Below are 12,968 nucleotides of genomic sequence, written 5' to 3'. Positions count from 1 at the left end.
CGCACCGCCTCCAAATCTTCCGGAAAGAACGCTAGTTGCACGAAGTAGCAGACCTTTTTCATGTGCTGCCCCGCGCATCTCCCTGCGGCAAGTCGAAGGGTCGGGCCAAAGCCGCCTCCGCAGCGCCCATATAATCTCGCACGATAGGCAGGGCGTCGCGTCGTCGGGTGAGCTGAAGCTGGAACACCTCATGGCCGTCATTGCGGAAGGCGCTAACCGCGCCAGCCAGGTAGAACTGCCACATGCGCAGGAACCGCTCGTCATAGAGGCGAACGACCTCGTCGCGCCGGTCTTCGACGCGATCATACCAAAGGTCCAAGGTCTGTGCGTAATGAAGGCGCCAGACCTCTAAGTCGGTCAGCCAAAGATACGAGCGCTCGAGGGCGGGCATGATCTGGCTGAGCGCCGGCACATAGCCGCCTGGAAAGATGTACTTCGCCGTCCAGGGGTCGGTGGAACCGGGGCCGTCGGCGCGCCCGATCGTATGCAGCAGCATTACCCCCTCCGGTGTGAGAAGCTCGCGGCACTTTCTGAAGAACGCTCCGTAATGCGGCGGGCCGACGTGCTCGAACATTCCGACCGACACAATGCGGTCGAAGCTGCCCTGGACGGCCCGATAGTCGAGCAGCTCGAACCGGACCCGGCCGGCGACCCCTGCTGCGGCAGCCCGGGCCCGAGCGACTTTCAGCTGCTCCTCCGATAGAGTGATGCCAAGCACGTCCACGTCGGCGACTCTGTTCAGGTAGAGCGCCATGCCGCCCCAACCGCAGCCGATGTCCAGCACGCGCTGCCCTGGGCTGAGAGCGAGCTTCGCCGCGATGTGGGCCTTCTTATCCAGTTGGGCCTGATCGAGCGAAACGTCCTCGTCGGCGAAGTAGGCACAGCTGTATTGCCGATCCGCGTCAAGGAAGAGATCGTAGAGGGCGTCGGACAGATCGTAATGGTGGGCGACGTTGCGTCTCGATCGTCGTTGCCAGTTCCAAACGTCGACTTTGGATGCGAGGCGCTGGGCACGCCAGAGCGCGACCCGGGTCGGGTTGTCCGCATCCCACCGCGTGTTGTGACCCACGAGATGCAGGAACGACCGCACGTCCCCTTCATCGATGACGAGACGGCCATCCATGAAGGCTTCGCCTGTGGCTTTGGCGGGGCTCAGGGCGACGCGGCGTGGCGTCGAGGCATCGGTGAACCGAATCGCCACCGGCGCGACCAGTGGCGACGGCTCGCCATATCGGCGGGTCTGTCCGCCAGCATAGGTGACTGACAGGGGTCCAGAACGGACCAGCTTGCGCAGGAAGCGATCTAACAGCAGCAACAGGTCTAGCCCTTCGTTGAGCGAACGAGGAAGTGTTGGAGAGAGTCGCTCGGCGCTCGGGCTATGGGCGCAACCCAGCGGGCTCGAAGCGCCAGCGCGTGACAATGGATGCCGTATTCGTGCAGGCTGGCAAGCGAGCGCCAGGTCTGCTTCAAAGCCGGCCGCCGATGGCGGCCCAGTCGCGAATGCCGCGGTACCACGACACAGTTGAACAGCGCCGCACCGCCGGGTCCGACCCGGAGTACCCGATAGGGCCGCCATTCGGCAGCCGCCGTTCCCGACCTCCAAGTCGCGGCACCAAACATCAAGGTGCCCTCAACTGTATCAGCGCATCGAGCAGAGCAGCCACCACGACGGCGAAGGCCAGCGCGGCGGCAAAGGCGCATCGTTCCCGCGTGCGATTGGCCACAGCGCGGATTCGTCGTCCGGTGGCAAGCCCGTCCCGGCGCGTCTCGCGCCGGGACGACGAGACGATCCGGTCGAGTTCGAAGTCGCTTAACGCCATGAAGGCCTGCGCCTCGACCACCCTCATGGTCGTCAACCCAGCGACCCTGAGGATCGGATCTCGGCATGCCACTTCCAGAGCCGAGCCGCACACACTCTGAACCGAGCGCTGCTCCTGTGACATGGCCCACGTTGATGGCAACAGCGAGAAGATCCGTGCCGGCTCGCGGTCGACGAGTTCTGCCCATCGGCCAAGCCTATCAGATCGCGTGAGCATCACGTGGCGGTCGCTTGGTCCGTGCCACCGCTCCGACCGCGTCCGAGTTCGGCGACCAGTCGGTAGAGGCTGGGCAGGACGAGCAGCGTGAGCAGGGTGGAGGTGACGACCCCACCGATCACCACGGTCGCGAGCGGCCGCTGCACCTCGGCGCCCGCGCCCGTAGCAATGGCCATTGGAACGAAGCCAACCGACGCCACCAGTGCCGTCGATAGCACCGGTCGCAGTCGATCATGCGCGCCGCGGCGGACCGCTTCGTCAGGTTGCAATCGCTCACCGCCGTCGCGCCCGTCGCGGAGTGAATTGATGTGGTCGACCAGCACGAGGCCATTCAGCATGGCGATGCCCGACAGGGCGATGAAGCCGATTGCGGCGGTGATAGAGAACGGAAGTCCGCGCAGCCATAGGGCGAGCACGCCGCCTGTGACGGCGAACGGAATGGCCGTATAGACGATCGCCGCTTCCTTCATGCTGCCCAGCGCAGCATAGACCAGAAGAAAAATCAGAAGCAGCGCAGCGGGCACCACGATCGAAAGTCGCTTCTGCGCGGCCTCAAGCTGGTGGAATTGTCCACCGAACTCGATCCGGTAGCCAGGTGGACGCTTCACCTGGGCATTGATCGCCTGCTGCGCCTTCGCGACGTAGCCGGCGAGATCGCTGGTCACCAGGTTAACCATCAAAGCCGCTCGGCGCTTGCCGTCGTCGTGGAGGATCGGTTCCACGGCAGGAGTTTGGCGGAGCCGAGCAACACGCGACAGCGGAACCATCCCGTAATCGCCAACCCTGAGCGGCAGCGCCAGGATGGCTGACGGATCGGCGCGCAGCGCCTCGGGCATCCGGATCACGACAGCGTGTCGTGCCGCGCCTTCCGGGATGAAGCCCACCTCCGCGCCGGCAAGCGCGTCCGTGATCGCCTTGTTCACCTCAGACGCGCCGAGCCCGAGGCGTAGCAGAGCCGCCCGGTCCAGCTCGACGACGATGCTCTCCGGCCGCCCCGCAGTCTCGAACTCGACGCCGGCGGTGCCGGGCTGCTTTTGCAGAACGGCCTTCGCCTGCTTGGCTATTCGTTCCAGTATGTCGTAATTTTCGCCAAACACCTTGACCGACACATCGGCCCGCACGCCTTCAAGCATTTCGTTGAAGCGCATCTCGATCGGCTGCGCGAACTCCAGGGTCTGCTGCTGGTAAACGTGATGCGCGACGTTCTCGATGCCGGCGCTGAGCTCGCCCTTGGTCGTTGGCTTGCCGTCGCCCGTTGGCCAGTCTTTCTCTGGCGCGTAGAAGATATAAAGGTCGTTCTCGTTGGGCGGCATCGGGTCGGTCGCCACTTCGCTGGTGCCGATGCGCGAGAACGTATGCGTGATCTGTGGGTAAGCCCGCCGGATCGCGCGTTCGGTCTCCTGTTCAATTTGGAGGCTGCGCTCGAGCGACAGGCCGACGGGCTTATAGACCATCACGGTCATCGACCCTTCATCAAGCTTGGGCGTAAACTGCGAGCCAAGGGTCTTGAATACGCCGAAAGTGGCGACCATCAGCACGATCGCAGCGACCGCGAGCAGGTAAGGATGCGCGATCGCGCGCTCCAGGGCCGGGCCGTAGGCGCGCTCGGCGTACCCGATCACGCCCTTGCGACGGCCATCGTCGTCTTCGCTCTCAGGCTCGCGGAGCAGCCACGCCGAGAGCGCCGGCACGATCGTGAAGGTCCATGCGAGGCCCGCCGCGATCGCCAGCATGACCGCTTCGGCCATGGGCTGGAACAGCTTGCCCTCGACCCCGCCCAGACTCAGCACCGGGACATAGACAAGCCCGATGATGGCGATGCCGAACAGCGTCGGGCGCGCCACCATCCGTGCGGCCTCGGCGACTGTCGCGCGGCGTTCCTCAGCGTCGAGCGGCTCACCCTTCTCTTGCCGGCGTTCCGCGAGCAGGCGCAAGCCGTTCTCGACCACAACGATCGAGCCATCGACGATCAGGCCGAAGTCGAGCGCCCCCAAGCTCATCAGGTTGCCCGACAGGCCAATCACGTGCATGCCGCCGACCGTCACCAGAAAGGCCAGCGGAATCACGAGAGCAACGATCAGCGCGGCGCGCCAGTTGCCCATCACCACCAGCAAGACCAAGGCTACGAGCAGCGCGCCTTCGCCGAGATTGTGTTCGACCGTCTTGATCGTGCGCTCGACCAGGTCGGAGCGGCTGTACTGCTGGTGAAGCACCATGCCCTTGGGCAGGGCTCCCTGGATGCCCGGCATCGCCTCCTCGACCCGTAGCGCGACCTGGCGGCTGTTCTGGCCGACCAGCATCATCACCGTGCCGAGCACGGCTTCGTGCCCGTTCTGCGTGGCCGCTCCCTGGCGGGGCGCCGAGCCGATTACCACTGTGGCGAGATCGCGCACCGTGAGCGGCAGCACGCCGCCGGCGAACTTGACGGGGATGGCGCCGATCTCGGTGGCGTTCATCACCCGGGCGTTGGTACGCACGGTGAAGCGCCGCGCGCCGCGACTGATGATGCCGCCGCCGGCGTTCTCGACGTTCTTGCCAACGGCATCGGCCAGTTCGGCGGCGGTGACCCCGTGCGCCGTGAGGCGCGCCGGGTCGGGCTCGACGACGAACTGCTGCTCCAGCCCACCGTTCGAATTAACGTCAGCAACGCCTTCGACGGCTCTCAGCATGGGGCGGACCGTGTATTCCTGCGCCTCGTACAGCTCCATCAGCTGCCGCTGCGGGTCCATGCCGGCCGGGGGCCGCCGCCACTCGAGGGTGTAGTAGTAAATCTCGCCGAGCCCGGTCGTGATCGGCGCGAGTTGAGGGGTCGAGCCGGCGGGTAGTTGGGACTGGACGGCGTTCAGGCGTTCGGTGACGAGCTGGCGAGCGCGGAGCTGGTCGGTGCCGTCCTTGTAGAGCAGCGTGACCTGGCTCAGCCCCGTTTTGGTCAGCGAGCGCATGGAATCGAGGCCCGGCTGGCCGCCCATCGCCCGCTCGATCGGCAGCGTCACCAGCTTTTCGGTGTCCTCCGGCGCGAGTGCGGGGACGGCGGTGTTAATCTGAACCTGAACGCCCGTGATGTCGGGGATCGCGTCGATCTGCAGGCTGGCGAACAACCAGATACCCACCACGGCGACAAGCGCCGAAACGAGCGCAACAGCGAAACGACGCCGCGTGACCCAATCGATGAGCCAAGCGATCATCGGGACAGCGGATCCCCGGCGTTGAGCGCGCGCAGTTGCAGCAATGCGTCCAGCGCCTCGCGTCGGGTGTCGAGCACCGCGTTGGTCGCGTCGATATAGGCCTGCTGGAGTTGTGTGTAGGTAGCGATCGGGATCGCGCCTAACCGGAAGTTCCGATCGGCCTCTTCGGCAGCAGCGGCGAAGCGCGCAGGCGTGTTTTCTTCCCACTGTCCCAGTGCGCGACGTTTTGCCTCATACTGTGCCACCTGGTCATAGACGTCGCGCATGAGCTTGCGCTCGGCTGCGATCAGCGTGGCGTTGGCCTGCGCCTGCCGGCCTTGTTCCGCGGCCACCTGCCCGGCCTGCGCGTTCCAGAGCGGAATGGTGGTCGACAGCCGGACGCCGTAGTTGGTCTCGCGTATGTCGGAGCGGGCACGATCGAAATAGGGCCCGACCGTCACGACCGGAAGTCGAGCCTTGCGCGCGAGGTCTACCCGCAGGCCTTGCTGCTCGAATTGGACGCGCAAGGCCTTGAGCTCGAAATTGTTGGCCAACGCCTTCTCGGCGACCATTGTGGGCGCGGGCAGATCGGGCAGCGTCATGTCCGGCCGGATGATCCGGATGCGCGAAGGGAATGGCGCGGCGCGCAGCTGGTTCAATTCGTACAGGATCGAGTTGGCCTCAGCATCCGCCATTGCGGCGGTGCGTTCAGCCGAAATCGCGGACGCTTGCAGCGCCGCGGCTTCCAAGGTGGGCGCCGGCCCGGCGGGGTCGCGTGAGACGATGACGTGCGCCAAGGTGCGGGCGCGGGAAGCGACAATGCGTGCGGCGGCCGCCTTCTCGTCGGCCGCGAACAGGCCGTAGCCGAGCGTCCGGGCTCGCGCGGCAAGGGTGGCTTCGAACTGCCGGAGACCAACGCGCGCAAGCTCCACTTGCCGCTCCGCAATCGCGCGGCGCAGCGCGATCCGGCCGCCAAACTCGATCGGCTGGACAATTGAGACGGCATAGGTCTGACCCTCGCCGAGAAGGCCGCCCGTTGCGCGATCGTTGGCCTTCCTCTCCCCGAACTCGGCCACCACTTCGGGATCGGCCCAGCGGCCCGCCGCCTGGCGCTCTATCCCTGCCGTCTCGATCTGGCGCTGGTAGAACTGGCGCTCAGGATTGTTGGCGACAACATCCTGAACGAGGGCGTCCAGCGAAAGCGCCGACTGCGCCTCGGCGCAGGCCGGCATCGAAGCCGCCAGGATCGCGGCTGCGGGCAACGTAAAACGCATGATTGTGACCCGGTGGTAGGCAGAACGTCGGCGCTGTATCCTGCTCACCCGACGTTCGTCGTCTAAATCCGCGTTCATACTTTGAACTGCTATTTAGTTGACGGTTGACCTGATCAGCGATGATCAGGATGAGTGACCTGTATCCTGCTGATCGAGGATGACGACGGGACCGCGCGTGAGATCGCGCTGGAGTTCGCCGCCGCAGGCTATGCCATCGAGCATCGGGCGACTGCAGCCGACGGGCTGGCCCGGGCGCGCTCCGACGATGTGGACCTCATCATCGTCGATCGCCAGCTGCCCGATGGAGAGGGCCTCGACATCATTGGAGCACTGCGCGACGAGGGCAGGCGCACGCCCGCCTTGGTGCTGAGTGCCCTCGGGAGCCTTGACGACCGCGTCCGCGGTCTGCGCGCGGGCGGGGACGACTATCTCGCCAAACCGTTCGCGCTCGTGGAGCTTGTCGCGCGGGCGGAAGCGCTGCTGCGGCGACCCAATGAGACACGGGATACGCGGCTCATCGCCGGACCGATCGACATCGACTTGCTCGCCGGGCAAGCTTCCAGGGCGGGCCGGCCGCTGGAGCTGCTGCCACGCGAGTTGCAAATTCTCGAATATATGGCGCGCCGCCCGGGCCGGGTCGTCACTCGTTCTATGCTTCTCCAGGACGTTTGGGGCTACAATTTCGAACCGAAAACGAACGTGATCGACGTGCACATTGGCCGGCTTCGCCGCAAGGTTGACGCGGCCGGCGAGCCCCCGCTGATCCGCAACGTCCGGGGACAGGGTTATCGTTTCGATGTCAGCAGCTGACCCCGCCCGGCGTGCAACGCTGCGATGGGGCGGCGCTATCGCGGCGCTGCTTGTCGCCCAGTCGTTGATGCTCGCCGCTCTGTTCTGGTGGTTGGCGAGCCAGAGCCACGTCCGCGCCGCGGAAACCGAGTTCCGGGCCGACTGCCGTGAATTTGGCCGGCTCGGTCCAGCCGAACGCCGGGAGGAGCTTCGCGAAGCGCTGGCTCGCGACATCCATCGCGATCGCTTCCTGGCGCTGTTTGATCGGGACGGAAGGCTGATCGACGGCAATGTCGCCAAGCTGCCGGACGGAGCGCCGACGGTCGGGTCGGCCACGCTTACCGTTGCGCCCACGGAGCTGCCCGGCAAGAGCAGCGATCAGGCACGCCTGGTCGCTTGTCCCCTGCCGGACGGCACGCGCCTGCTGACTGGCGTTGACCTGGATGACGCTGAGTACGCGATTCGGCTGATCGAGCGCGCGCTTTTGCTTGGGCTTATGCCGGGTCTGGTTCTGGCAGTGGGTGTTGGGCTCGTCGTTGGACGGCGTGCAGCTCGACAGGTCGAGGCCGTCGGACGGCTTACCGAGCGGGTCATTGCGGGCGATTTGAAGGAGCGCCTCCACGTATCGCCCGAGCCTGACAGTTTCGGGCTGCTTTGCGCTCATATCAACGCCATGCTCGACCGGCTTCAAGCCTTAGTCGGCGAGGTGCGCGGGGTCGGTGATGACATCGCCCACCAGCTGCGAACCCCGCTGACGCGGCTCCGCGCACGGGTCGAGCGCGCCATGGGCGAGGCGCAAGACGGGCACGCTTTCCGCGCGGCGGCGGCGGACGCGCTCGCCGAGATCGACAAGTTGCTGGGCATTGTCGCGGCGCTGTTGCGCATCCGCGAGCTTGAGGACCATGCGCGCCGCAGTCGCTTTGCCCCCGTCGACCTCTCCCGGCTGGTCGACGATGCCTGCGATCTTCACCGCCCCGATGCGGAAGACAAGGGGATCCGGCTTGAATGTACAGCCGGGGTGACGCCCGCGGTTGAGGGAGACGCCAGCCTTCTGATGGAGGCTGTATCCAACCTTCTCGACAACGCGATCAAGTTCGGGCCGCGAGCCGGCGTTGTCGGGCTCTCGCTGACGACGGAGGGAGGAACGCCGGTAATTACGGTGTCCGACGAGGGCGCGGGCGTGCCGCCGCACGAACGTCGCCTTGTGACCCAACGCTTCTATCGTGGGCGTCACGACTGTGACGGCGTTGGGCTCGGACTTAGTCTGGTCCAAGCCATTGCGGAATTGCATGGCTTCTCGCTTTGCTTTGCCGACCGCGGCAGCGCCGTTGCAATTATTTGCGGCTCAGCCGGCAAAGTCTGAACGCGAATTTAGACAACCAAATCTGGCCTTTACGGGTTTCATGCGCCAGTCCTCCATTGCGGGCCGGAAGCGCGTTCTTGGCCGGCCCGTGCGTTCTCCGCCGAAAGGAACCCAATGCGCTTTTCCGCCCTGCTGCTAGCAGCCACCTTGGCGACGCCTGCTTTCGCTCAGACTCAGCCCCAGACGGGGCCTTTCCCGCTTAACAGCGTCACTGACCGCGAGCATTCGGCGCCGCAGGGTGAGACGCTTCGACCTTCGGTCAAGGCGTTGCAGCAGACGCTCACCGAGCTTCAGCAGTTGCAGTTGCAGACGAAGCAAGCGCACTGGAACGTGTCTGGAACGCTCTTCTATCCGCTGCATGAATTGCTGCAGGAACATTACGAAGGGGTTGCAAAATACGCCGACGAGGTGGCGGAGCGACTGCAATCGATCGGCGTGTCCTCCGACGGTCGCGCGAACACCATTATCCGAAACAGTCGGGTGCCTGAGTTCCCCGGCGGCTTTGTCGACGATGCGCAGGTGATCACGTGGTTTGCGCACAACTACAAGGTCGTGAGCGATGAGATCGGTCAGGGCATCAAGGACACGAACGATAGCGATCCCACCACTGCCAACCTCCTGCAGGAGGTTCAGCACGCGATCGACAAATATCAGTGGCAGTTCCGCGCGATGATTCAGGCGACGCCGACGGATCCGAACACGGGCGCGGACCTGAACAACGGCCGCGCCGTCGCGCCGGCGGGACGGCCCACACCCCCGATCCAATGAGCCAACACCCCAGGTGAGGAGGCAGCTATGCGGTTCGGCAAATCTCTTCTGGCGGAGTTTATCGGAACCTTCGCGCTGATCTTCATTGGCGCAGGCGCCGTCATCGCGCTCTCGCCCAATGAGACCGTCGCCGTCGCGTTGGCGCACGGGTTGACGATCATGTCGATCGCCTACGCCTTCGGGAATGAAAGCGGGTCATACCTTAATCCGGCGCTCTCCCTGGCGGTGGTCATCGCGGGCGAACGCAAGTTCGCCGCGGCCATTCCCACGATCTTGGCGCAATTGGCGGGAGGTGTCGGTGGGGGTCTTGCCTTGGCCGCAATCTATGGCGCGGGTGCTCCCCACCATCTCGGTGCCACTGTGGTGGACCTGGAGCGTACGTCGCTGCTTGGTGGGGCGTGGCTCGAAGCGCTGGGCACCTTCCTACTCGCGAACGCGGTCCTGAATGCCGCAGTCCGCAAAACGGCAGGAAATTTGGCGCCGTTCGCAATCGGGATGACCGTCGCACTCTGCATCATGGCCTTCGGGCCGGTCACGGGCGCCAGCCTGAACCCCGCCCGCACGCTTGGCCCAGCTGTCGCTATCGGCGACTATTCGCAGGTCGGGATCTACATCGTCGCACAGATGCTCGGCGCGGGAGCGGCCGCGCTTCTCTACCGCTTTGTCTGGAACCGCGCCTTTGACGCCGACGAGGAGCACGTCATCCGCAAGGGCGAGGCCAAGCCAGCTTTCTGAATTTGGTCCTAGGAGTGAACACCATGACCGTTAAGACCACGATATCTGTCGAGCGCGGCAATGGCGGCGAGACACACCAGCGCCTCGGGGACGGCGTCGTCCTGACCACCAACCAGGGGGTGCCAATCGCCGACAATCAGAATTCGCTGAAGGTCGGCAGGCGCGGCCCCGTGCTGCTCGAGGACGAGGTCCTGCGGGAGAAGATCCACCACTTCGACCACGAGCGCATTCCGGAGCGCATCGTCCACGCACGCGGCTCGGCCGCGCATGGCTTTTTCGAAAGTTACGAGAGCCTGGCCGACATCACCAAGGCCGACCTGTTCCAGAAGAAGGGCCAGCGCACGGAGGTGTTCACCCGCTTCTCGACCGTCGCGGGCGGCGCTGGGTCGGTCGACACGCCGCGTGACGTGCGCGGTTTCGCGGTCAAGTTCTACACGCGCGACGGCAACTGGGACTTGGTCGGCAACAACATTCCTGTGTTCTTCATCCAGGATGCGATCAAGTTCCCAGACTTGGTGCACGCGGCCAAGATGGAGGCCGACCGCGGCTATCCGCAGGCGGCGACCGCGCACGACACCTTCTGGGACTTCATCAGCCTCATGCCGGAATCGACCCACATGCTGATGTGGATCATGTCGGACCGGACCCTGCCGCGAAATTTCGCGACCATGGAGGGCTTCGGCATCCACACTTTCCGGCTCGTCAACGCGGAAGGCAAGTCGACCTTCGTCAAGTTCCACTGGAAGCCCAAGGCAGGGCTGGCCTCGACGATCTGGGATGAGACGGTGAAGATCGCGGGCGCCGACCCCGACTACCAGCGGCGCGACCTCTTCGAGCGGATCGGCCGCGGCGACTATCCCGAATGGGAGCTGGGCATCCAGGCGTTCGACGAGGACTGGGCGAACCAGCAGCCCTATGACGTCCTCGACGCGACCAAGATCATCCCGGAGGAGGTGATCCCCGTCCGCAAGATCGGCCGCATGGTGCTCGACCGCTATCCCGACAACTTCTTCGCCGAGACCGAACAGGTCGCATTCTGCCCCAGCCATGTCGTGCCCGGCATCGACCATTCGAATGATCCGCTGCTCCAGGGGCGGTTGTTCTCTTATCTCGACACCCAGTTGAAGCGGCTGGGATCGGTCAACTTCCACCAGATCCCGATCAATCAGGCCAAGGCGGCACGCGGCGGGTGCCCGTTTCACAATTTTCAGCGCGACGGGCACATGCAGATGCAGGTGTTCAAGGGCCGCGCCAACTACGAGCCGAACAGCCTGGGCGAGGCGGGCGAGATCGCCGGCCCGCGCGAGGATCCGAAGAACGGCTTCTCCAGCTATCCCGCGCACGAGGCGGGCGACAAGCTGCGGGTCCGCTCGGAGACATTCGCCGACCACTACAGCCAGGCGCGGCTGTTCTTCCGCTCGCTCGACCCGGCTGAGGCGGCGCACCTCGCCAGCGCGATCGTGTTCGAGCTCAGCAAGGTGTCTATCCCGCACATCCGCACGCGCATCATGGCGAACCTGCGGAACGTGGACGAGAGCCTGGCCAAGCGGGTCGCCGACGGCTTGGCGCTGCCGCTCCCGGACGCCAGTCCGCCTGCCGCGCCGGTGATCGATATGGAGACCTCGCCGGCGCTGCGCATCATCAACGGACCGCGGTCGCGCGCCACGCTGGATGGCGGCGTCGTTGGCGTACTGATCGCGGACGGCAGCGACGCAGGCGAGATCGCCGGCGTCAAACAGGCCGTGGAAAAGGCGGGCGGATCGGTGAAGCTGATCGCGCCCAAGGTTGGCGACGTGCCGCTGGCCGACGGGTCCACTGTCGCCGCGGACGCGCAGTTGTTCGGCCAACCGTCAGTGACGGTCGATGCCATCGCCGTGATTTTGGGGGAGGACGCCTGCGCCAAGCTCGTCAAGGAGGGAGCAGCCGTGCAGTGGGTCATGGACGCCTTCGGCCATCTCAAGGCGATCGGCCACAACACGGCCGCCAAGCCGCTGCTCGACAAGGCGGGCGTCGAGCCTGACGAGGGTGTCACCGACCTCGCCGGCCTCGCTGCCGCAGCGGCGAAGCGCTACTGGGCGAGAGAGCCGAAGGTGCGCACGCTGGCATGAGGACTGCCTACGCCCTGCTGCTCGCGCTCGCCTCCGCCGCCTGCGTCCCTTCCGCCCATCTCCAGCGCGAGCAGGCGGCGGCACCGGTGTTCGATCCGGCAGCGTTCTTCACCGGGCGGACGGAGGGTCGCGGCACCCTGGCTGTCGTTTTCAAGGGCAAGCAGACGACGTTGGTGGAGGGGCGAGGACAGATCGAGCCGGACGGCACGATCGTGCTGGACCAACAGGTGCGTCGTGGACAAGGCGCGCCCTCGCACCGCCAATGGCGCCTGCACCCCGATGGCTTGGGCCGCTATGCAGGAACGCTGACCGACGCGAGCGGACCGGTAGCCGGCCAGGTCAGCGGCAATCGGCTGCACTTGAGTTTTCCGATGAAGGGCGGTCTCCGTGCGCAGCAGTGGCTGTATCTTCAGCCTGGCGGGCAGGTTGCCCGAAATCGCATGGTTGTCACGAAGTTCGGAATAGCCGTCGCCAGCCTCGATGAAACCATCACCAGGCGCTAGACCGAAGCCGCTCTATGACTGACCTTCGTTGAGGTTTGTCTCGTCGAGAAGTCGTCACCGATCGACCCCGCAGGCCTCACGACCTGCTTCCGGACACGCGGTTGAGGAACTTCAATCTGAGCTGACCGCGGCGTCTGCGGCTCCGATGGCGTAGGATCGTCAACCTCGCCGCGATCGCTGCCCGCCGTTCCTCACCCACTCCGCACACTGCGGTTTCAGTCTAGCGGG

10 protein-coding genes are annotated in these 12,968 nt (G+C 65.3%); 6 read left to right on the top strand and 4 right to left on the bottom strand.

From position 1 onward, the window contains the following. Positions 1–58 precede the first annotated feature (58 nt). The 4 genes from D9601_RS16875 to D9601_RS16860 form a co-directional block, all read right to left on the bottom strand. Positions 59–1,315: an SAM-dependent methyltransferase gene (locus tag D9601_RS16875; RefSeq protein ID WP_198355259.1), complete on the bottom strand. Its 1,257-nt coding sequence runs from the start codon at positions 1,313–1,315 to the stop codon at positions 59–61. A gap of 304 nt (positions 1,316–1,619) precedes the next feature. Further along, entirely contained in the window at positions 1,620–2,036 is a 417-nt protein-coding gene (locus D9601_RS16870; RefSeq protein ID WP_198355258.1) for a hypothetical protein, read from the bottom strand. Beyond that, a complete protein-coding gene (locus D9601_RS16865) occupies positions 2,036–5,221 on the bottom strand; it encodes an efflux RND transporter permease subunit (RefSeq protein ID WP_198355257.1) in 3,186 nt (1,061 codons plus the stop codon). The genes D9601_RS16870 and D9601_RS16865 overlap by 1 nt, the downstream gene beginning before the upstream one ends. Further along, positions 5,218–6,474 carry a TolC family protein gene (locus D9601_RS16860; RefSeq protein ID WP_198355256.1) on the bottom strand — a complete coding sequence of 419 codons (1,257 nt, stop codon included), beginning with the start codon at positions 6,472–6,474 and terminating at the stop codon, positions 5,218–5,220. Before D9601_RS16860 ends, D9601_RS16865 begins: the two co-directional genes overlap by 4 nt. Before the next feature lie 132 nt (positions 6,475–6,606). Between D9601_RS16860 and D9601_RS16855 the strand changes: the two genes are divergently transcribed. The 6 genes from D9601_RS16855 (at position 6,607) to D9601_RS16830 (ending at position 12,740) form a co-directional block, all read left to right on the top strand. After that, on the top strand, positions 6,607–7,284 hold the full coding sequence (locus D9601_RS16855; protein WP_198355255.1) for a response regulator transcription factor: 678 nt from the start codon (positions 6,607–6,609) through the stop codon (positions 7,282–7,284). Beyond that, positions 7,271–8,626: a sensor histidine kinase gene (locus tag D9601_RS16850; protein WP_198355254.1), complete on the top strand. Its 1,356-nt coding sequence runs from the start codon at positions 7,271–7,273 to the stop codon at positions 8,624–8,626. Before D9601_RS16855 ends, D9601_RS16850 begins: the two co-directional genes overlap by 14 nt. Before the next feature lie 114 nt (positions 8,627–8,740). After that, positions 8,741–9,394, top strand: a complete 654-nt coding sequence (locus D9601_RS16845) for a Dps family protein (protein ID WP_198355253.1) — start codon at positions 8,741–8,743, stop codon at positions 9,392–9,394. Positions 9,395–9,421: 27 nt separating this feature from the next. Continuing rightward, positions 9,422–10,129: an MIP/aquaporin family protein gene (locus D9601_RS16840; protein ID WP_198355252.1), complete on the top strand. Its 708-nt coding sequence runs from the start codon at positions 9,422–9,424 to the stop codon at positions 10,127–10,129. Between the two features lie 23 nt (positions 10,130–10,152). Next, positions 10,153–12,237: a catalase gene (locus D9601_RS16835; protein ID WP_198355251.1), complete on the top strand. Its 2,085-nt coding sequence runs from the start codon at positions 10,153–10,155 to the stop codon at positions 12,235–12,237. Next, positions 12,234–12,740 carry a DUF3833 family protein gene (locus D9601_RS16830; protein WP_198355250.1) on the top strand — a complete coding sequence of 169 codons (507 nt, stop codon included), beginning with the start codon at positions 12,234–12,236 and terminating at the stop codon, positions 12,738–12,740. The genes D9601_RS16835 and D9601_RS16830 overlap by 4 nt, the downstream gene beginning before the upstream one ends. Positions 12,741–12,968: the final 228 nt, after the last annotated feature.

The organism is Sphingomonas sp. MA1305 (genome assembly GCF_016107325.1).
Taxonomy (GTDB): domain Bacteria; phylum Pseudomonadota; class Alphaproteobacteria; order Sphingomonadales; family Sphingomonadaceae; genus Sphingomonas.
Note: the sequence above shows the minus strand (reverse complement) of the source record. Positions and strands in the feature narration are given on the sequence as shown.

Coding starts and splice junctions, on each gene's coding strand:
- D9601_RS16870 (WP_198355258.1), bottom strand. CDS start 2,036: ATGCTCACGCGATCTGATAGGCTTGGCCGATGGGCAGAACTCGTCGAC.
- D9601_RS16865 (WP_198355257.1), bottom strand. CDS start 5,221: ATGATCGCTTGGCTCATCGATTGGGTCACGCGGCGTCGTTTCGCTGTT.
- D9601_RS16860 (WP_198355256.1), bottom strand. CDS start 6,474: ATGCGTTTTACGTTGCCCGCAGCCGCGATCCTGGCGGCTTCGATGCCG.
- D9601_RS16850 (WP_198355254.1), top strand. CDS start 7,271: ATGTCAGCAGCTGACCCCGCCCGGCGTGCAACGCTGCGATGGGGCGGC.
- D9601_RS16845 (WP_198355253.1), top strand. CDS start 8,741: ATGCGCTTTTCCGCCCTGCTGCTAGCAGCCACCTTGGCGACGCCTGCT.
- D9601_RS16840 (WP_198355252.1), top strand. CDS start 9,422: ATGCGGTTCGGCAAATCTCTTCTGGCGGAGTTTATCGGAACCTTCGCG.
- D9601_RS16835 (WP_198355251.1), top strand. CDS start 10,153: ATGACCGTTAAGACCACGATATCTGTCGAGCGCGGCAATGGCGGCGAG.
- D9601_RS16830 (WP_198355250.1), top strand. CDS start 12,234: ATGAGGACTGCCTACGCCCTGCTGCTCGCGCTCGCCTCCGCCGCCTGC.